The sequence below is a fragment of the Salmonella sp. NW645 genome, assembly GCF_051703725.1.
Classification (GTDB): Bacteria; Pseudomonadota; Gammaproteobacteria; order Enterobacterales; family Enterobacteriaceae; genus Salmonella; species Salmonella enterica.
On the sequence record NZ_JAMMKR010000002.1, the window covers coordinates 442,789 to 464,001 of the forward strand.

General features: G+C 48.9%; 18 protein-coding genes and 2 pseudogenes. 16 read left to right on the plus strand and 4 right to left on the minus strand.

Annotation, left to right across the window (positions count from 1 at the left end; all coding sequences use genetic code 11):
- Positions 1-29 precede the first annotated feature (29 nt).
- From dnaJ to NA389_RS05985, 3 genes are all read left to right on the plus strand, one after another.
- Positions 30-1,169 (plus strand): molecular chaperone DnaJ, encoded by a 1,140-nt coding sequence (dnaJ, locus tag NA389_RS05975; protein WP_001119013.1) that lies wholly within the window; start codon positions 30-32, stop codon positions 1,167-1,169.
- A 280-nt stretch (positions 1,170-1,449) separates the two neighbouring features.
- Positions 1,450-2,397 carry a LysR family transcriptional regulator gene (locus NA389_RS05980; RefSeq protein WP_000534916.1) on the plus strand — a complete coding sequence of 316 codons (948 nt, stop codon included), beginning with the start codon at positions 1,450-1,452 and terminating at the stop codon, positions 2,395-2,397.
- A gap of 126 nt (positions 2,398-2,523) precedes the next feature.
- Positions 2,524-2,868: a phage holin family protein gene (locus NA389_RS05985; protein WP_000026891.1), complete on the plus strand. Its 345-nt coding sequence runs from the start codon at positions 2,524-2,526 to the stop codon at positions 2,866-2,868.
- 60 nt (positions 2,869-2,928) lie between these two features.
- Here NA389_RS05985 and NA389_RS05990 read toward each other — a convergent pair whose 3' ends face one another.
- Together NA389_RS05990 and NA389_RS05995 are read right to left on the minus strand one after the other, a co-directional pair.
- The gene (locus NA389_RS05990) at positions 2,929-3,462 is read right to left on the minus strand and encodes a glycoside hydrolase family 108 protein (protein WP_001068135.1); all 534 of its coding nucleotides are present in this window, start codon (positions 3,460-3,462) and stop codon (positions 2,929-2,931) included.
- A gap of 16 nt (positions 3,463-3,478) precedes the next feature.
- Positions 3,479-3,922 (minus strand): winged helix-turn-helix domain-containing protein, encoded by a 444-nt coding sequence (locus NA389_RS05995; RefSeq protein WP_000860681.1) that lies wholly within the window; start codon positions 3,920-3,922, stop codon positions 3,479-3,481.
- 380 nt (positions 3,923-4,302) lie between these two features.
- Between NA389_RS05995 and NA389_RS06000 the strand changes: the two genes are divergently transcribed.
- The 12 genes from NA389_RS06000 (at position 4,303) to NA389_RS06055 (ending at position 18,908) form a co-directional block, all read left to right on the plus strand.
- Positions 4,303-6,402: a glycosyl hydrolase family 18 protein gene (locus tag NA389_RS06000; protein ID WP_000235807.1), complete on the plus strand. Its 2,100-nt coding sequence runs from the start codon at positions 4,303-4,305 to the stop codon at positions 6,400-6,402.
- Positions 6,403-6,494: 92 nt separating this feature from the next.
- On the plus strand, positions 6,495-9,491 hold the full coding sequence (locus NA389_RS06005; RefSeq protein ID WP_000155807.1) for a hypothetical protein: 2,997 nt from the start codon (positions 6,495-6,497) through the stop codon (positions 9,489-9,491).
- 280 nt (positions 9,492-9,771) lie between these two features.
- Entirely contained in the window at positions 9,772-10,476 is a 705-nt protein-coding gene (locus NA389_RS06010) for a winged helix-turn-helix transcriptional regulator (protein ID WP_000738619.1), read from the plus strand.
- 429 nt (positions 10,477-10,905) lie between these two features.
- Positions 10,906-11,448, plus strand: a complete 543-nt coding sequence (locus NA389_RS06015) for a fimbrial protein BcfA (protein ID WP_000743356.1) — start codon at positions 10,906-10,908, stop codon at positions 11,446-11,448.
- Positions 11,449-11,548: 100 nt separating this feature from the next.
- Positions 11,549-12,235, plus strand: a complete 687-nt coding sequence (bcfB, locus tag NA389_RS06020) for a fimbrial biogenesis chaperone BcfB (protein WP_000742553.1) — start codon at positions 11,549-11,551, stop codon at positions 12,233-12,235.
- Positions 12,236-12,239: 4 nt separating this feature from the next.
- On the plus strand, positions 12,240-14,861 hold the full coding sequence (bcfC, locus tag NA389_RS06025) for a fimbrial usher BcfC (RefSeq protein ID WP_001245845.1): 2,622 nt from the start codon (positions 12,240-12,242) through the stop codon (positions 14,859-14,861).
- The gene (locus NA389_RS06030) at positions 14,862-15,869 is read left to right on the plus strand and encodes a fimbrial protein BcfD (protein WP_000701256.1); all 1,008 of its coding nucleotides are present in this window, start codon (positions 14,862-14,864) and stop codon (positions 15,867-15,869) included.
- Positions 15,870-16,415, plus strand: a complete 546-nt coding sequence (locus NA389_RS06035; RefSeq protein ID WP_001082038.1) for a fimbrial protein BcfE — start codon at positions 15,870-15,872, stop codon at positions 16,413-16,415. It begins immediately after the preceding gene.
- Between the two features lie 15 nt (positions 16,416-16,430).
- A complete protein-coding gene (locus NA389_RS06040) occupies positions 16,431-16,949 on the plus strand; it encodes a fimbrial protein BcfF (protein ID WP_001243228.1) in 519 nt (172 codons plus the stop codon).
- Positions 16,915-17,646, plus strand: coding sequence for a fimbrial chaperone BcfG (bcfG, locus tag NA389_RS06045; protein WP_001135025.1), 732 nt, complete (start codon positions 16,915-16,917; stop codon positions 17,644-17,646). Before NA389_RS06040 ends, bcfG begins: the two co-directional genes overlap by 35 nt.
- 64 nt (positions 17,647-17,710) lie before the next feature.
- On the plus strand, positions 17,711-18,556 hold the full coding sequence (locus tag NA389_RS06050; protein WP_000291398.1) for a DsbA family protein: 846 nt from the start codon (positions 17,711-17,713) through the stop codon (positions 18,554-18,556).
- Positions 18,557-18,623: 67 nt separating this feature from the next.
- The gene (locus NA389_RS06055) at positions 18,624-18,908 is read left to right on the plus strand and encodes a hypothetical protein (protein ID WP_000558466.1); all 285 of its coding nucleotides are present in this window, start codon (positions 18,624-18,626) and stop codon (positions 18,906-18,908) included.
- A gap of 121 nt (positions 18,909-19,029) precedes the next feature.
- Here the strand turns inward: NA389_RS06055 and NA389_RS06060 are convergent.
- A pseudogene (locus NA389_RS06060) lies at positions 19,030-19,423 on the minus strand (winged helix-turn-helix domain-containing protein).
- Between the two features lie 822 nt (positions 19,424-20,245).
- Here NA389_RS06060 and NA389_RS06065 point away from each other — a divergent pair.
- Positions 20,246-20,425, plus strand: a pseudogene (locus NA389_RS06065) (arylsulfatase); the annotation flags it as partial.
- A 207-nt stretch (positions 20,426-20,632) separates the two neighbouring features.
- On the opposite strand, the gene NA389_RS06070 reads toward NA389_RS06065, so the two are convergent.
- Positions 20,633-20,905 (minus strand): 5'-nucleotidase C-terminal domain-containing protein, encoded by a 273-nt coding sequence (locus tag NA389_RS06070; protein WP_001560473.1) that lies wholly within the window; start codon positions 20,903-20,905, stop codon positions 20,633-20,635.
- Between the last annotated feature and the right edge of the window lie 308 nt (positions 20,906-21,213).

The following is a 21,213-nucleotide window of genomic DNA, read 5'->3' on the forward strand; positions in this document are numbered from 1 at the left end:
GTATGCATGTTAAGGGCAGATAAAAAGAGATGGCGAAAAGAGATTACTACGAGATTTTAGGCGTTTCCAAAACAGCGGAAGAGCGTGAAATCAAAAAGGCGTATAAGCGCCTGGCCATGAAATATCATCCGGACCGCAATCAGGGTGATAAAGAGGCCGAAGCTAAATTTAAAGAGATTAAAGAAGCCTATGAAGTGCTGACCGATGCGCAAAAACGCGCAGCCTACGATCAGTATGGTCACGCCGCGTTTGAACAAGGCGGTATGGGCGGCGGATTTAGCGGCGGCTTTAATGGCGGCGCTGATTTCAGTGATATTTTTGGTGACGTTTTTGGCGATATCTTTGGCGGCGGGCGTGGTCGCCAACGTGCGGCGCGTGGGGCTGATTTGCGTTATAACATGGATCTCACCCTGGAAGAAGCGGTGCGTGGCGTGACCAAAGAGATCCGTATTCCGACGCTGGAGGAGTGCGACGTTTGCCACGGCAGCGGCGCGAAAGCTGGCACGCAACCGCAAACCTGTCCGACCTGTCATGGTTCTGGTCAGGTACAGATGCGCCAGGGATTCTTTGCTGTACAGCAGACCTGCCCACACTGTCAGGGACGCGGTACGCTGATCAAAGATCCGTGCCATAAATGCCACGGTCATGGGCGTGTTGAAAAGAGTAAAACTCTGTCCGTTAAAATCCCGGCGGGCGTGGATACCGGCGATCGTATTCGTCTGGCAGGCGAGGGCGAAGCGGGCGAGCATGGCGCACCGGCAGGCGACTTGTACGTTCAGGTCCAGGTGAAACAACACCCTATTTTCGAGCGTGAAGGCAATAATCTTTATTGCGAAGTGCCGATCAACTTTGCGATGGCGGCGCTGGGCGGTGAAATTGAAGTGCCGACGTTAGATGGTCGCGTGATGCTGAAAGTACCGAGCGAAACACAAACGGGCAAGTTGTTCCGTATGCGCGGCAAAGGCGTGAAGTCCGTACGCGGTGGCGCGCAGGGCGATTTGCTGTGCCGTGTGGTGGTTGAAACGCCGGTCGGTCTGAGCGAAAAACAGAAGCAATTGCTAAAAGATCTTCAGGAAAGTTTTGGCGGCCCGACGGGAGAGAAAAACAGCCCGCGTTCAAAAAGCTTCTTTGACGGCGTGAAAAAATTCTTTGACGATTTGACTCGCTAATCTTTTTCCCGTTGTATTTTTCTTCAGCCCGGGTGTTTATCCGGGCTTTTTTCTGCCTGTACGCGCCCAGGCTTCTGTTAAACGCATCGTATCCTCTCATTTGTTGATATTTTGTTTTTACTGATAAACAAATTGATGTTAATCAGCAGTTTTGTATACGCTTATTCTTTAAAAAAACGTGATGTGATGACATTAACAATTGCTTTTTTAGATGCTGTGAATTGATTTATCTTGAGTATTATCTATATTGCTTTTTTTAGTTTCCGGAGGCAGACAGCGAATGGGATCGAAAGGTGCCAACAAGAGCTTTGATTATAATTTAATCAAAATTCTTGACGCTGTTATTTTGTCAGGAAATGCGGCTATGGCGGCAAAAAAGCTAGGCATTACACCGGCTGCCGTCTCTATGGCGTTAAAGCGCCTGCAGAGTTATTACCCGGAAGAACTGTTTAGCAGAGGGAAAGGCGGGCTCATCCCCACAGCTAAGGCTGTCGACATTCACCAAAATTTCAGTCAGGTGATGAAACTGGTGGATGACACATTTCTCTGTAATAGCAAAAAAGATGAAGCGTTCCAGATAACGTTATTAGGCAGTGATATTGTTGAAAGCTATTATCTTTCTCAGCTCTATAACAGCGATATTTTTGACCGTATTTTGATAAATCATTTCTCTGTCAGAAATATGAATCGGGAGCGTATCAGCGAACTTCTGTTTACTGCGCAAGGCGATCTGTTGATTGGTGCCGAACCTTTGCTGGAGTCCGGCATAGAGAATCAAATTATTGATAGTTTTAAATCATTTGTTTGTATCTGTAGCAGTAAACACATGCTGAGTACCCTCTCACAGCTATCGCTACATCATTTTTATTCTTCGCGTCATGCGTTATATCAGCCGGGGATGGGGGCTTCAGTGATATATCATGATAGCGAGTTATTTAAGGATGAGCTTTACTATACTGGCAGGCGTATTGTCGGCTATCGCAGTGATTCGCTTAACGGTTTGATGAGCATGATCGAACGAACCTCATTGATTGCATTGATGCCTTTGAAATTAGCGCTTTTTTATAAAAACCATCGTAAATATGACATTAAATTTATTCAGCCTCCGCCCGAACTGGCTTTGAAGTCAGTTCAGGTCTATGCATCCTGGAATAAAAATAGTAGAAATATATCGACGATTAATGAGATGGTAAGTATGTTACAAACGCTTTCCTCCTTCCGTCGCTAATACACCTCATTTTTACGCTTTGATTTAATATGGTTTTAAATGATGTGCTTTGATTTTCACCCGTCTGACAGGGCGCTTACACTCCTTGTGTTAATTATTCATTTATAATGATTTCGGAGTGTTAAAATGTCTATTCCCAACCATGTGTCGACAACGGAAGTTGTGCTATTGGAGCTAGAGATCTTACTCACTATTATTTCGATTGGCACGTGGGGAGGCTTTGTCAGCTATCTTTTACGCAAAGATAAGACAGAATATAATAGTTCTCATGAAAGTATAAAATATTGCTTAACGCAGATCGTGATTTCCTGCTTCACCAGTTTCTTGTTAAGCGCGATTGCGATCGAAAAAGAATGCAGTTTCAACATTGTTCTGTTGGCGGCAGGCTTAGGCGGTGTTTTCGCGAGTCCGATCTTAAAAATTCTTGGGCGGCGGATTAAAAAAATTATCGAAGGAAATAATTCAGATTAATTATCATTCACGGTATCAGGCTCATCCGTGAGCCTTTTACGCGTCTTTTTTCAGCCTGGTCTAGGTCACTCTATTCTTGATCCAGCCATAAATAAATTGTTCGTTATTGTGGTTTTTCTCAGCAACGTTTAAGTAGTACGTGCCCTGACTGCAATTGAGAGCTTTCACCAAAACGGCTTCCCCTTCCTGGCCTCGCCAGGCCAAATAATGTTCGAGAGCGGCAAGCGTCCGCGGACCAATATTGCCATCCACATGAACATCCGGGTAGCGTTTACCTTGGTGATTAAAGACGTTCAACCAGCGTTGCAGCCACGCGCTGGGGTGGTAAGCGCCTATGTTGACTGCCGCATCGCACAGCTCGAAGGAGACTGGCCACGATAGCGTCGAGATGACATCAAAGCCTGGTTTTATCCAGTAATCCTCTTCGAGAATCGCGTAGGCTTCAGCGCGGGTCAGATCCCGCATATCGCCAGCATAGCCATGCGCTCGCGCCGTGGCTTCGGTAATGCCCCAATGGGTGGCGCCGCCTTTATCTTTAGGGTTAAATACGTAACCGCCTTCAAGCGCAATAATTCCATCTATAATTGGATTCATCTTCCCTTTCCTTCGCTTAGTGAATATGCAGATACATGAGAGAACCTAACGTTACTGAAAATACGGTCGTCAGGGCAGCGATGGTTTGCCGTACAATCTGTTTTTTTCTTCCCTTTGTTTCGCTATCCGTCGCGATAATGGCGATATCACTATTAACTTTGAGGCCTTGTCTTGGAATGGTAATAAAAAGATCGTTAATACCAAGCGCTTTAAGGTCACGTCTGATTAAATAGAGAATCTGCGTTAGATTTGCATCATTAACATAGTGGCTTCGACTTCCCCATAACGCGGTGGTTATTTTTTGTCGCTCGATAATCTCCAGATGAGCATTCTCGATGATGAAACTGAGACATTTGGCTCTCATCGCAGTCATTTTAATAACCTGTGAATTTGAGACCGTCCTCAGTTCATATTTACCTTCATTGTAAATGCAGTTGCTATTAATGATATAAGTTTTCATAACGTCTTCCTTTAGAAATGTACATCCTGGTTGTCTGTGGTGACTATATTGTATGAGAAATGTCTTAATCCAATAAATGTCACTGGTTTTATTGTATTGTCATTGTCTATAGCGAGTGTAATCACATTATTTCATTGTAATTAAATGATATTTAATTACATGATAAATGATATTTACTATGTTCTCACCATAACGGACTAAGCGGGCGCTGAGAGGTGTTGTTTTCTCTTCGACAGACGGTGTTGTTAACCTCATTTTTATGATTTTTATATCATCTAAAAAGATGATGTTTTGTGATTAGCTATTTTTTATGCCTGTAACGATTATGGACCCCGCAGAACGAGCTGCGACAATTTTGAAACGTAAAAGGAAATTTGAAAATGGCTACAAGCAAACTGATTCAAGGCGATACAATTACTGAAACTACTCATGCAGCGAATGGTTTTGACCCTGCAACAAGCGATGATAAAATAAGCTATACTTCCGCTCGTGTTGCGAAACCGGTATACAATAAATATAAAAATTCCACGACTAAACCGAAGGTATTCGGTTATTACACCGACTGGTCACAGTATGACAGCCGTCTGCAAGGCAATATGTCCCAACCGGGCCGTGGTTATGATTTAACCAACGTTTCACCGACGGCTTATGACAAACTGATTTTCGGCTTTGTTGGCATCACCGGTTTCAGAAAAATTGATAAAGAAAACCGCGATGTCGTAGCAGAAGCGGCAGCACAGTGCGGCAAAGTGAAATATGAGCCGACTTTCCTCGATCCGTGGGGTGATTTCCAGTCTTATATCAACCTGGGTTTTGAAACCAGCGGCTGGGATGTTGATCCGAAAACCGTGACCCAGGCTAACGCCAAAGGTATGCTGGGCGCACTGCGTGATATGCAGGCAAAAGCGAAAGCCGCAGGTCACACGCTGGCGCTCTCCATGAGTATCGGCGGCTGGAGCATGAGTAACGGGTTCCACGAAACCGCCGCTTCTGACTCTTCTCGTAAAATCTTCGCCAAAGGCGTGGTGAAACTGTTCAAACAGTTCCCGATGTTCAGCGAAGTGGATATTGACTGGGAATACCCGAACGATGAAGGGGCGGGCAACCCGTTTGGTCCGGAAGATGGCGCTAACTACGCGCTGCTGATTGCCGAACTGCGCAAACAGCTGGATTCCGCTGGTCTGAGCAATGTGAAGATATCTATCGCTGCTTCCGCGGTGACCACGATTTTTGATCACGCTAAAGTAAAAGATCTGCTGGCTGCCGGCCTGTATGGCATCAACCTGATGACCTATGATTTCTTCGGTACGCCGTGGGCGGAAACGCTGGGCCACCATACCAACCGCAAAGCGCTGGAAGAGGGCGGCTGGGCTGTCGAAACCATCGTTGATCACCTGCTGGCGGAAGGTTTCTCCGCTGACCGTATCAACATCGGTTATGCTGGCTATACCCGTAACGCTCGTCAGGCAGAAATTGAATCCCTGTCGCCGCTGAAAGGTTCTTATAACCCGGGAACAGGTGACACTACAGGTTCTTTCGAATCCGGCACCAGCGAATGGTATGACGTCATTTATAGCTACCTGGATCTGGAAAACCAGAAAGGTCGTAACGGTTTCAACGTTTACACCGACCAGGTCGCTGACGCTGACTACCTGTATAGCCCGGAATCCAAACTGTTTTTATCCCTGGATACGCCGCGTACTGTCAAAGCAAAAGGCGAATATGCAGCGAAACTGGGCCTGGGCGGCGTGTTTACCTGGACTATCGATCAGGACAACGGCGTGCTGGTTAACGCCGTGCGTGAAGGTCTGGGTTATGAAATCGAATCTGAAGTTATCGATATGGAACCGTTCTACTTCGAAGGTATCAATGTAGAAAATGGTGAAGAACAGGGCGATAGCGACGACGCGCAGAAAGTCAACCACGCGCCGAAAGCGGCGATTGAACTGCTGGTCGTAGGCGGATCTACGGTACAGCTGTCTGGCGCAGGTTCTTCTGATGAAGATAGTGATGAGTTGTCCTTTAGCTGGGGCGTGCCTTCTCAAATCGCTGTGGCAGACAAAACGGCAGAAATCATTGAGGTTGTGGTACCGGAAGTTAGCGAAAAAACAGCCTTTCAGTTCACCCTGTTTGTACGCGACTGCTACAACGAACCGTCCTCTCAACAGCGCTTTGTTCTGACGGCTGTGCCTGCGCTATCTCAGGTTCAACCGGAACCGGAAGAGGAAGAAGAGATTATCGTTCCTGTACCGGACGAGGAAGAAGATACCACGCCAGCTGAGGATGATACGCCAGCAGATGACAAAACGTCACCTTACGCACAGTGGGATGCTTTGACCGTTTATGGCGCAAACTGGGGTTCTTTCGAAATCGTTAGCTGGAAAGGCCATAACTATCAGGTGAAATGGTGGTCTATGGGCAACCAGCCTGACCTGAACTGCGGTGTCGGCGGTGCATGGACCGATCTTGGCGCTTACTAATACACGGCATTAAGCACGCTGTATTGGGCTTCATGATTTAAGCCCCGGTTTTCCGGGGCTTTTCTCCACCAGGGACAGAGGAAGAGTAGACCATGACCATTTCCATCCATGCCAGCGCATTTGACGTCAACAGCTGGTATCAAAAAATCACCTTAACCTTTATTAATGAGAGCGGTAATGCGGTCGATATGAACCATGCCGCAATATCGTTCACGGCCTCCGGGCACATCGTTCCATGGGGAAATAGCGGCGGTACGCTCAAAGGGAACCTGCCGCTTACGCTGAATGAGAGTTCGTATGGCACGCTGGAAACTAACAACATCATCATTAATAACAGCGATGCATTACTTCTTCAGCCGGGCGAACGCGGGACGCTCTCTTTCAGCCTCGCGGCGACACAGGTGCCGGTAAAAATGTCCACCATCACCTTGATGCTGGCGTCATCGTCATCCGAAGACACAGAGTCTGAAACCTTATCCGATGAGGAGACGCCAGCGATACCCGCCGCAGATGAACACCCCGCCGAACCCGATGCGCCGGAAAAGGATAACAACCTTCAGGAACGCGGCCTTACGCTTAACGTTAGCGAGTTGAATACCGCGAGTTGGTATCAACGCGTCACCTTTACGCTGACCAACCTCTACGCCCAGGCGGTAGATCTCAATCAGCTTCAACTGAATTTTACGGCCAGCGCGCACCCCGACCCCTACAGTCCGTTTCAGGGAACAATGCTGGGGAATCAGGCCGTGACGCTGGCCAGCGATGGGGGATGGCCCATCGAGAAGAATACCATCACCATTAATCATGACGGCGCGCTGATGCTGGCGGCGGGGGATACCGCCGAATTACAGTGCTATCTGGCCGCCACGCAGATGCCAGTTGCCATCAGCGATTTGAGCGCGACGTTGGCCCATGCCCCTGCCCGTCAGGGTAAAATTTGCGTTCATTTTCCTGCCATGACGCAGACCGTGGCGCTTAAACCGGCGATTGAGCTGCTGTTTCCTGCCGGCGAAACCCGGCGCTTTGTCGGTGAGTGGGGAGAGGTGCTGACAATAGGCGATCTTAGCGCAGGAACGTATCGGCTTACCGTACCGGTACTGGCGAATGATGAGATGCAAATCGCGCCAGTCGAGTCCTCTTTTACCGTTACGCTGCAAACCGGCGATGCCGCCGCGCAGGTCCAGGTATCCTGTCTGCCGATTGTCCGTTATGCCAGCGTGCGTCTGATGATTGACGCACCTGCGCTTGGTAATGCGAAATTGACCGTTGAGATCGCCGATGCTACGCAAGCGGATGAGCGTACCGTCACGCTTATCGCCAACCAACCTCAGTTAATCACCCGGCTACTGGCGGGGCATCATTATACGGTCAATCTACAGCCTGCGATGATTAATAACCGCTTTATATCGGCCCCCATACAGCTTACGGGTTTTATCCCTGCCGCGGCGCAGGTTGCCGAGGTTGCTGTCGCTTACCAGCAGGCTGCGATCGACACGGCGAGTTTCGTGACGGTGGATGCCACTCTACTGGGCCTGCCTGATGGCGTCGCGCCGCAGCGTTATCTGTTCAGTAGCGGTAAATATCAATACTCATTAATGCTGGAGAGCGGTAGCGATCGGCAGACGTTGGCATTACGCTTTGCGCCCGGGCTGTATGATGTTCAGACGGACGATATTTTCATCGACAGCGTGCCGTGGCGTTGTGAACAGGCCGGGTCGCTACGGTTGTTGCAAAAGGTCAACCATGTGGCGCTGGAGTTTCTGCCCGGCGTGACGCTACAGGTAAAAGGTTGGCCTGATTACCTTGCTCATGGCGGCGTGACGGTTAACGCGCCAGAGACGGTTTCTCTTTATCGCGATATACCGTTTAGCGCGTTGTTTAAATACGATGGTTTTGACGGCGGCGGCGATCCGGTTCCGGCCGCGGAGGTTGACGTGAACGGGGATGGTTTTCTGGATTACGCGACGTTACCGATCCATAAAACCGTTGCGCTGGTGCGCCAGATAGAAAAAGAAGCCGGGCGTAGCGTCATGCCGGTAATGGTCATTTATACCGCGAATGCCAGCGGCGGTAGCGCCCTGGCGGATTTACAGGATGCGCAAAAGCTACGTAACCATTTTGGTAACTTTATTACCCAGTGTCTGGCGGCGCAGTCATACAAAGATGAGACGCATCCTGTCCCGGCTACCTTTGTGCTTAACCCGGATTTTCTGGGGGCGCTACAGCAAGGACCGTATGGCTATACCGTAGTACGGCAAAAAAACAGTGTGCCGGTGAATGCCCAACTGGCGGCGGCGATACAAGCATTACCGGCGATGGCTGGCTTTATCGCGCCTTCGTTGCCGACGTTTAGCGACGATCTCTACGGCTATATTCAGGCGGTGAACTATCTTGTTCGTCAGTTTGCCCCGGACGTGGCTTTTGGCTGGCAGACGAATGTCTGGGCGACAGGAACGGCGGACTGGGTGCTGCGCGATACAGCTGATCCGGTAGCTGAAGGGCTGGCGATCGCCGAATTTATTCATGAACTGGGCGTTTATAGCGGAGAATATGCGCCGGACTTTATTGCGTTTGATAAATTTGAGCGTGACTGTTTCAGTCCTGATGCGCTTGCCCACTATGGCTGGAATGCGACATGCTGGCTTAATTACCTGGCGATGGTCAAACAGGTGACGAAAGCGCTGCTGACGCCCGCCATGCTGTGGCAAATCCCAGGCGGCCATATGCCTACAGTAGAAGAGGGCGTCAGTAAAATCAGCGCTGCGCACTTTGCATCCGGCGGAACCTTTTTTATGGGTGACGCCCGCATTGGCAGCGATCCTGACACGCTCTCTTTGCAGCTACTCAATACGGCCTTAAATAGCGCGACTTACGGCGTCCCGACCGTCGGCGACTTTTTACGTAAAGATAAAGGGTATGACTGGAGCCAGATGCAGGCGCTGAACCTACCGGACTTTAACGTCTTTTCGATCTTATGGGGCGGTGGTTCTACTATCAGTATTACGACAATCCATTCTAACGGTGAAGACGGCGGCTGGCTGGCGGATAAAATGGTAGAGTATTATGCTGCTCCACGCTATTTCAGATAATATCACTGCTTATTTGCATTAATCTGGACTATTAGTTTGAGATTCGAAGGCGCGTTCTTTAGAATCTCTTTTCCTGCGCCCCCTGACCTCTCATTCTTTATGCGTAATTCGTTATTAATTTTCTGTAATCATTTTGTATTAAGAATTGTCTTAATCTTAAAAATATTGCGTATTAGTGCGTTGTGAATACAGAAATACTGCATAGCGATGTTATTTATTATTAATTTAAGCGTTTTTTGAGAGGTTATACTGTGACGCTACATTGAGTAGACAACCGTTAATGAAAAAAATGATGAACGACGCTTTTGCTAAAGATAATAATGAGAATTCATTACACTCTTTTCTTTTTTCTCAGCAGGCTAAACCTCACGCGGCGATTGATGCCTTATTTTCGGCATTGTTGCCATTTGGTCAACCGTTTACGCTGGGTATCGGCGATGAGTTTTATTTACAGGCAAATGATGAACACTACATTGTATTACTGGAGTCTGGCGTTGTTTCTTTCTGTCATAATGACAAACGACTCCATATATCTTCATCGTTTGCGCCATCGGTCGTGGGTATGGTTGACAGCTATGGCGCTACCTATAATGTCCCCGCGCGACCGGAACACTTTTTGCTCGCAGAAACGGTTTGTACCGGTAGATTTGTTCGCCTGCCGGATTTTATAAAAATCGCCGATGAATGCGATTTGTGGCACGACGTGGCCCGTTGTCTGGCTTACCGTCTGATGGTGATGAGCGCGCGCGATCGTGAATTAGTCGGCGTCGATTCTTATCTGAAAGTTCGGGCGCTGCTGACTGAAATCTGGGCTTATCCACAGGCCTACCGGGAAAGCATTATCGTGTTGAATTTTATTCAACGGCGTACCGGGATATCGCGCAGTCGGACCATGAAGATTCTGTCTGAACTAAAAAAAGGCGGGTATATCCATATTGATAATGGGCGGCTGACGGCGCTCGGAAAACTGCCAGTGGCGTATTAATGTACTATATGCAACGATATATTTACATATCTCGACTGAATTTGCCTGTTATCGTTAATAGAATGTTTTACTGAAGGTTGTTATGAAGGCTATTTTTAAAAAGTCAATATGGCTAAAGGAGATGGGCCGAACGGCTGGTGTAAAGTCAATATAAAACAACGTGTTACATCTAGTCCTTTAAAACCAAATGTCGATGATTGCAACTTGCCGTTGGCTTGCTAATAATTAATAACATCGTTATCTCATTATAACGTAAAGATTAACTCACGACGTTGAGTGGCTGTTTTATTGCTTCTGACATTTATATCAGAACAAGAAGACGCTTTTTTTCGCATAAGAAAAAGTCGTGATATTGCTGTGAAGAAATATCAGCAGCCGTTTCGTTAAAAAATCTGATTACCCTCATTTTTATATTTAAAAGGAGCTTGAATGAAAAAGCCTGTACTAGCATTAATGGTCTCTGCGATTGCCTTTGGCGGAATGTTGTCCACCGCGCAAGCGGATACTACAACCGTCACTGGCGGTACGGTAAATTTTGTCGGACAGGTCGTTGACGCCGCCTGTTCTGTTTCCGCTGACTCTGTCGATCAGACCGTGACATTAGGCCAGGTTCGCGCCAGTAAATTAACCGAGGCCGGTATGGTGGCGAATCAAAAAGAAGATTTCACCATTAAACTGGAAGACTGCGATACTCAGACCAGCCAGAATGCGGCGGTGATTTTTAATGGCCAGCAGGACGCAAACCAGCCGGGTTCACTGGCGAATACCGCTGGGGCAGGTTCGGCGACGAATGTGGCATTACAACTTTATGGACCAGATGGCCAGGCGCTGAATATCGGTGAATCGTCCAGTACTGTTACCTTGAACGATGGCGAAAACGTTATTCCGCTTAGCGTGGATTATATCGCTACCGGTACGGCGACTGCCGGTAATGTTAGTGCGACGGCGACATTTAGCATGGTTTATTCCTGATTCCTTATCGGGATTTTTTTCTCGTCTGTTGGGAGGCGAGAAAGGGGCGTTACGCGCGTCACTGCGCGTAACAAACCGACGGCATCAGGATATTACGCAGATGAAAAAAAACGTACCGATTTTCCTTCGATTATTGCTACTGCTGTCGGCGGCCGGCCTGTCGTTTGCCGCGCAGGCGGGAGGCATTGCGCTGGGCGCGACCAGAGTGATTTATCCGCAGGGAAGTAAGCAAACCTCCTTGCCGATTATTAATTCTTCTGCCAGCAATGTTTTTTTAATTCAGTCATGGGTCGCCAATGCCGATGGTTCACGCTCGACGGATTTTATCATCACGCCGCCTCTCTTTGTGATCCAGCCTAAAAAAGAAAATATATTACGTATTATGTATGTCGGGCCGTCATTACCGACCGATCGCGAAAGCGTATTTTATTTAAACAGTAAAGCGATACCCTCTGTCGATAAAAATAAATTGACCGGCAACTCCCTGCAAATTGCGACGCAAAGCGTGATTAAGCTATTTATCCGCCCGAAAAATCTGGCGGAGGTGCCAGCTCATGCCCCGTCGACGCTTCGCTGCCGTAACGAGCGCGGCCAGCTAACGATTACTAACCCTTCGCCGTACTACGTTTCGATGGTTGAACTGTACAGCGCGGGGAAAAAACTGCCGAATACTATGGTACCGCCGAAAGGCGCGATCACTCTCCCGGCGACGCCCGGCCAGGTATCTTTGCGCACGGTAAACGATTTTGGCGCAACGACGCCAGCACGCGTTTGTCCAGCTTCATGATGTTATGCGTAATCAGCTTTTCATGACGCGATATTACTCCAGCGTAGCTAAACCCGTATTAACCCCGCTGGCGTTGGCTATCGCACTGGCGCCTGCGCCGGGGTGGGCGGAAAACTATTTCAACCCGGCATTTCTGTCTGACGACCCGTCTGCGGTGGCCGACTTATCGACCTTTTCCCGTAATGCCCAGGCGGCGGGAATGTATCGCGTTGACGTTTACCTGAACAATACGTTTCTCGCGACCAGAGACATTGCCTTCCAGGCGGTGAAGACGACGGGAAAAAGCGCGCCCACCGATGACAGCGGATTACGCGCCTGCCTGACGCCTGAAATGCTTAAAAATATGGGGGTAAACACCGGGGCGTTTCCACTGTTGGCGAAGGCGGCGGCGGGAAGTTGCCCGGATCTCGCCAGTGCGATACCGGCCGCCCGGACCCGCTTTGATTTTGCGCAGCAACGTCTCGACATTAGCATCCCGCAGGCGGCGATGGTTGCCAGCGCCAGAGGCTATATCCCACCGCAATACTGGGATGAAGGTATTAACGCGTTGCTATTGAATTACACCTTTACCGGCGCGAATAGTCAGGATCGGAGCCCAGGCGGCAGTGCGGAGAACAGCTATTTTCTTGGATTGAATAGCGGCCTTAATCTGGGGGCCTGGCGGTTACGCGACTACTCCACATGGAACGCGAATAGCGGCGATCAGAATAGCGACAGCGACTGGCAGCACATCAGTACCTATCTGGAACGTGATGTGGTCTTTTTGCAGGGAGAACTGACGGCAGGCGATAGTTATACCCCCTCCGCATTATTCGACAGCCTTCCTTTTCGCGGGCTACAACTGGCGTCTGACGACAATATGTTGCCAGACAGCATGAAGGGCTTCGCGCCGACCATTCACGGCATTGCCAGAAGCAACGCGCAAGTGACCATTCGGCAAAACGGCTACATCATCAATCAGCGCTATGTGCCGCCCGGGGCATTTACTATTAATGATCTCTATCCTACCGCCGCCAACGGCGATTTGACTGTGGAAGTCAAAGAGTCCGACGGTTCTATTAATCGCTATAACGTGCCCTATTCCGCCGTGCCGATTCTACAACGAGAAGGGCGGCTGAAGTATGCGGCGACGGTGGCGGAGTATCGCAGCGATAGTAGTCAAAAAGAGAAGGTGAAATTCAGTCAGGCGACCTTGATATGGGGGTTACCGCATGGTTTTACGCTGTATGGCGGAACACAACTTTCCAGTCATTATCACGCGCTGGCGATCGGCAGCGGCGCAAATCTGGGCGACTGGGGCGCGGTGTCGCTGGATGTCACCCAGGCTACCAGTACGCTGGCGGATAATAACACCTACCAGGGGCAATCGCTGCGTTTCCTGTATGCCAAATCGCTTGCACAGTCAGGAACCAATTTACAGCTTATGGGCTATCGCTATTCAACCTCGGGCTTTTATACGCTGGATGATACCACGTGGAAACGGATGAGCGGCTATGACGATGACAGTCGGACTGACAGCGATAAAAGCAGGCCGGAATGGGCGGATTATTACAATCTCTATTGTACCAGGAGGGGGAAAGTACAACTCGATATCAATCAACAGCTAGGCGGGTTGGGATCGCTTTTTATTACCGGCAGTCAGCAAAGTTACTGGCACACTGATGAAAAGGATTCTTTGTTGCAGGTGGGATACAGCGATACGCTGGCGGGTATTGCATGGAGTGTTTCTTATAACAATAACAAATCCGCAGGCGATGCGGAGCGCGATCAAATTTTCGCGCTGAATATCTCGGTGCCGCTAAGTCAATGGCTGCAACACGATGATGAGGTTACGCGCCATCACAATGTTTACGCTACCTTTAGCACCAGTACGGATAAACAGCATAACGTTACGCAGAATGCGGGCCTTAGCGGCACACTGCTGGACGAAAATAATCTTAGTTACAACATACAGCAAGGTTATCAGAATCACGGTATTGGCGAAAGCGGCTCCGCCAGCCTGGAATACGATGGGGCGAAAGGCAACGCCAACATTGGCTATAACGTTAGCGATAACGGCGATTACCAGCAGGTGAATTATGGCCTGAGCGGCGGCCTGGTGGCGCACGCGCATGGAGTGACGCTAAGCCAGCCGCTGGGCAACACCAATATTTTGATTGCCGCGCCGGGCGCAGCCAACGTCGGCGTTGTCGACCAGCCGGGTATTCATACGGACGCGCGTGGCTATGCGGTGGTGCCGTATGCGACAACATATCGCCAAAACCGTATGGCGCTGGACGTTAACGCGATGGCTGATGATGTCGATATTGATGACGCGGTGACTCGCGTTGTGCCGACCGAAGGCGCGCTGGTTCTGGCCCGCTTTAAAGCGCGAGTCGGCGCGCGTGCCCTGGTAACGCTGAATCATAACGGTAAGCCTGTACCCTTTGGCGCAACGGTGACGGTGAATGATCGTCATGCGGAGGCGATTGTTGACGAGGCCGGGGAAGTCTATCTTTCCGGGTTGTCAGCGCAAGGCATTCTGCACGTTCGCTGGGGGAACCTGCCGGATCAACAGTGTGTCGCGTCCTATCATCTCTCTTCCTCCCGTCAGATTCTGAGTCGACAACATGCGGAGTGTCATTAAATGAAAATACCTCTTTTATTTGCTCTGCTGGTGGGAAGTGTCGTATCGCAGTACGCATTCGCAGACGTGTGTAAAAACGTTAACGGTGTACCTTCCAGTATTAATTACGATTTAACGACCACTCTGACGGCAGAACAAAACCAGGTGGGAAAGACGGTTCAACTGGAAAAAAGCCAGGAAGTTAATGTACAGGCGGTGTGTCCCGCCGGCGCGGCGACCAATAGCCAGACTTATCGCTCCTATGTGTCGCCATATCCGATCGTAGAAACGAGCGGTAACTGGAAATATTTAAAGCTGGACCCGGACTATCTTGAAGGCGGAATGCGAATTGAGGATTCTTCGGCGGGCGATATCTATCCGCCAATGAACAATGTCCTGATGGGATATGATGAAAATGTGAAAGCGGGTCAACCGTTTTACGTTCGTGACTCAAATCTGGAGTTTCAGCTCAAAATTGTTAAACCGTTCGTCGGCACGGTGAATATTAGTCCTAAGACTATGTTCAATGTTTATGTCATGACCGCCGCAGGCGATCCGCTGACAGATGTCGTGTACAGCATTCTTTATAGTGGAACGGTGACCGTACCGCAAAGCTGCGAAATCAACGCCGGACAAACGATTCTGGTGAATTTCGGCGCATTGTACAGTGGCAATTTCAACCATGCAGGCCAAAAGCCGGAGGGGGTACGAGCGAAAAAATTTAGCGTACCGGTAAAGTGCAGCGGCCTGGATTCGCAGGTCAATTTAACAATGCGCCTTATCGCTACGCCGGATAGCCACGTTCCCCAGGCTATCGCTTCGGATAATGCGGATGTCGGCGTAGTGGTCGAAACCGATGAAGGAAACGCGCTTATCCCCAATGATGCACAGAGCGTCGCGCCTTTTATCACCGATAGCGCCGGACGCGCTAACATCACATTGCAAGCCTACCCGGTGAGTACAACAGGCGAAACGCCAGCGGAAGGGGCGTTTACCGCGCTGGCCAGCCTGCGAGTGGACTTTGACTAAATGAACAGATCACACTGCGCTCTTTTTGCCATGGGACTGATGCTGTGTCCACAAATCAATGCCAGCGCTGACGACCTCGCTTATAACCTCGAATTTACCGGCACTATTGTGGCGCAAACCTGCGACATAGATATTTCCAGCCTCAGTCAAAGTATTGATTTAGGGCAGTTTGCGGTCGGCGATTTTCCTTCGACAGGAACAACGACAAAATTTAAGCCCTTTAATATCAACCTCAAAAATTGTTCCCGAGGAATTGCCGGGGCGAAGATCTGGTTTACCGGCGAACCCGATCCGGACAATCCCGCGCTACTGGCGATAACCGATACCGGAATGGGAAGCGGAAACATGTTAGCAAGCGGGGTAGGGGTGGAAATTCTGAATGATGATCAGGATACCATCAGTATCAATAATGCCGACTCGGTGGTCTATCCGTTGAAAGCCGGACGCAACACGCTGTCTTTTTATATTCGCTATAAATCGACCCGGCCTACGGTCACGTCCGGGAACGCGACGGCGGTCATGTATTTCGATATGCAGTATGAATGAGGAGCCATCGTAATTATGCGTAACGATATCCTGTACGGCATCGGGATGCTGCTGGCGGCATCCGGCGTCCAGGCGCATGATGGCCGGGTCTATGTCTCCGGAACCATCACGGACAATACGTGTTCGCTCTCTCCAGACTCGGAAAATATTAACGTGGCGATGGGCGCGGTTTCTCAACGGCAGTTTTATCGCGCAGGCGACGGTTCCGCATGGCAACCTTTTGCTATCGATTTACAAAACTGCGGCAGCACTGCCAGCGGCGTAACGGTCAGTTTTAGCGGTGCGGGGGACAGCCGTAATACGGATTTATTGGCGCTTACCGCAGGGGAAAGCGACGCTTCAGGCATTGGGATTGCGCTTTATGATCAAAATAAAACCTTAATCCCACTGGGGCAGGAGAGTGATGTAGTGACGCTCAGTCCGGGCCAGGCGTCGGCGCATCTGCAATTTTACGCGCGTTATCTTGCCGATGGCGGCACGGTAACGCCCGGGGATGCCAATGCCTCCGCAACCTTCATTCTTGCCTATGAATAAGTTCTTTTTACGCTGCGCAATATATTGGTGCTTGCTTCCCATATCATGGGCGCAGGCTGGCGTGGTGATTGGCGGTACTCGCTTTATCTATCATGCGGACGCCCCGGCATTAAGCGTACCGGTAAGTAACCATTCAGAAGCGTCCTGGTTAATTGATACGCATATTTTACCTGGCGGCCGCTGGCCCGGAACCAAAAACGAAGGGAATATCACGCCCTTCGTGGTCACGCCGCCATTATTTATGCTTTCAGCGCGCCAGGAAAACACGCTGCGGGTGGTTTATACCGGCGAACCGCTACCCGCCGACAGGGAAAGTCTGTTTACCTTGAGTATCGCCGCTATTCCCTCCGGTAAACCGGAAGCGAACCGTGTACAAATGGCGTTTCGTTCGGCTTTAAAATTGCTCTATCGCCCTGAGGGACTCGCCGGCAATCCGCAGCAGGCCTACCGGCATCTGAGCTGGTCGCTTACCCCTGATGGCGCGACGGTACGCAATCCGACACCCTATTACGTTACGCTCTTTTTATTACGCGCTAACAAGCGCGCCCAGGACAACGCCGGGGTCGTGGCTCCCTTTGCAACGCGTCAAACGGACTGGTGCCGGCACACGGTTCGCTGCACTGTGCGCTGGCAAAGTATTAATGACTATGGGCGGGTAATGCCAGCGCAAACCGTGGATCTGACGCGTATTCATTAACCTATTTTTCAGGCGTCTCCCGATAGCGGGAGGCTTTCCGATCTTATCGAACGAGACTTTTATTATGTATTATCACGCGTTAAAACTTTCCCGACTGGCGATGTTGACGTTGGCAGGCGTTGCCGTATCCGCCTCGGCAATCGCCGCCGATTCTGCCCCGACGTCGCAAATTGGTCCGACGGCGGAAGCCTACATCGTCAGTCATCCGGATAAAGTGGGAGAGGTGGTGGCAACGTATTTGGCCGAACATCCGGAATTTTTGGTCGCCGCCAGCGAGACATTGCATCAGCGTCAGCAGATTGCGCAACAACAGGCATATGTTCAACTGGCATTACAGTATCGTGCTGAGTTGCTCAGTAGCAGCAGTCCTTCCGTTGGGCCCAACGAGGCAAAAGCGGTGGTGGTGATGTTCTTTGATTACCAGTGCTCGTGGTGTAGCAAAATGGCGCCTGTGGTCGAAAACCTGATTAAGGCGAACCCGGATACCCGGTTTATTTTCAAAGAGTTTCCTATTTTTTCCTCCCGCTGGCCGGTATCCGGACTGGCGGCAAGAGTCGGCGAACAGGTATGGCTTACCCAGGGTGGGGCGAAATATCTCGACTGGCATAATGCGCTTTATGCCACAGGGAAGGTGGAAGGCGCGTTAACGGAACACGATGTCTACACCCTGGCGCAACATTATCTAACGCCGACGCAGTTGGCCGCCGTAAAAGAAGCGCAAAGCAGCGGTGCAGTACATGATGCGCTCCTCACTAACCAGGCACTGGCGCAGCATATGGATTTTAGCGGCACGCCTGCTTTTGTCGTCATGCCTCAGACGCAAAACGGTGATGTAAAACGGGTGACCGTGATCTCGGGAAGCACGACTCAGGATATGTTGCAAATGGCGATTCAGAAAGCGAAGGGATAGTGTTCACTTGTCGGGAAGCGAAAGCTTCTCGTTATTAACCGCCACCAGAAGTGCAGGAAGGCTTATTATGCATGTCAGACACTATGTGGTGCCCGCGTTGTGGTTGCCGCTCATGGTTATCGGTGCGGCGCAGGCGGGAAGCCAGATACGGTTTCAGGGAACGGTTGTTGAAGCAGGATGCTGGAATGAGACGGGGGTACTGGAAGTGCGTTGCCATCGGCAGGACGGTATTGAGCGCCATATTATCGTGGAGAATATGACTACGTCGATCGCTTCACCGTATGCGATGGTGGAACCTCATTACCTGGATGAGGACAAACAGCTGGCGCTGCTGCGGATTATTTATGACTGAACATAGTATGCACATCTGAAGGAGGCATAATAACGGTGGTTAAGTGCTCCGTTGCTTAAAAACAGAGATGATAACCACCGAAAATATCCGCTTAGTGATCGCCTTATCTTCTCGTACAGCGCTAGAGGCGTATTGGAAGATAAAATAAGGCGAGCATCGCCAGAAATATAGAAATGATTACTGCGATGATATTTTTATGTCGGTATGGTTTTTTACAGGTATAGGGCTGGGGAAGGTCGCTTGTATCAATAACGATCTTTTCATTTATTTTTATACCATGCCTCGGTAAGGTCATAAGTAATTCCTGTAAACCTATTTTTAAGATTGGGGCGTAATAGATAAATTGGCTGTGTCAGGTTAGTATCGCTGATAAATTTGCCCCGTCCCCCCCAAACGGCGTACGCAACACCTTCACGGATAATCAATTCATGATGTGCGTTTTCTATTAAATAGCTCAGGCGCCGGGCCCGCATAAATGCTATTTTGAACGCTGCATTACTGCTCAAAGACGTGATTTTTCTTAATCATTTATTGTAAATAAACTCATTATTTATTTTATGCTGTCTCATGATTACTCCATTTGTGCTTTCAGGCCATGATATCCCACTTGTTCCGTATAGTCAGCATCGTTGCAACGTGTCCGCTATGCTATGAGCAAGGATAGGTTGGGGCGACAGGCCTGAGAAATCAACTGTCATTAAATTGGCTAAATTGTTTAAGTGAAATAAATGTTATTGTTTTTGTGTTCTTTTTATAAGCATGTTGATCCTGTTTTATCAATATTTAATGAGGTATGCATATAACGCGTCGTTTAAGGATTCTTAAACCATTTTTTTGAGCGACAAATAATATGTGTGTCATTATTTTTTATTCAATTGATGAGAATTGTCTGTTGTGATTCATTAATTTGAAAATGCGGTTGGTCACAAAAAAGGACATAAAAATAATATTTTGCTGCCGTTTATGTTTAATTTTATTAAGTGTTGCTATGATTTTAGGTTAAGCATTTTTTATGTGCTTGAATGATAATTTATGTTACCTAGTGTAACGTTTATTTCGGCCTATTGGTCGGTCTTATGGATGCTATAGGATATAGGTAAAAAGAACTAAATAAATATTCGATGATGACTTGCTTTCTCAGGGTGAAATTTTATGAGTTAATAGCGGTATAAAATATTTTTATGATTTTTTTGTTATTGCGTTATACGTAGTGACTATGCTGCACATCTTCAGAATATTACGTTGGACGGGCAGAGAAATTGCCTCTGCATTGCAGAAGTCTCATAACGTATAGTCTGGAGATCATTATGTACGTAAATTAACAGTCCTCACTCGTCATGCCTGTACCAAGAGCGCTGATGAATCAGAAAATTGATACCGATAACGCGATGGTGCAAAACCATAACGCCATATACCAACAGCTCCTCGACCAAATTCGTGAGGACAATACATATAAACATGCCGTTATTACCCTTAATCCTTATGGCACCGCGCCGTTAAGCCTTTATCCTGGTGTCTGAGTTGAAAGCAGCGAACCGGGTATCGTGGAGTTTCTGGTTTTTGACAACGGTAATTACCGTTCCCGCGAAGATAATGTCAATCTGCCGCCATCGGATAACGACCGCATGAGAGTTGTTTTATTTATTGATGTCGTCAACACGCATGGTGTGATCCGGAACGATATTATTGATATGTTCCATATAATCAGCAATTTCCTGCGAGGTTTACAGCCCTTTAATGCCTTTGACATTTTTACCTTTCGTGAAGTCAAATCCGCCACGGCCTTTACCGATAAAGGAATCCAGTGCGACGGTACTGAATGTACTGTCTGCGACCTGTTTACCTTTGATATCAAATTTGACAATACGCTGTACCAGCGGTTTTGTGTTGTAGTGTTTGAATTTGGCCGTTTTCGACACATGCTGCATGCCGTTCTTCGGATCGGCTGCATGAGACATCATCGCCTTCAGAGCGTTACCGCTAATTTCCACGCTCATTACGTCGTTAGTAAAAGGATACATACTTAGAACATCACCGATCAGGTAATCATCGTCATATCAATAATGGTGTGATGGAGGGCACCGTTGTAGTGATGGCTGAGCTGGCAGGTTTTCAGGTATTGCTTACAGCGATAGAGTTGCACTCCTGAGGGGGAAATGACCGTTTCGGATCCCTCCCTGAGTTACGGAACAGCGGGGCAAATCACATCAATCTTTGTTATCAGTTATCCAAAAGGTAAAGCTTAGTACAACACTAAATCTGCGGTATGACCTAAAAAGATGAAGTGTTGATTTAATAATAAACA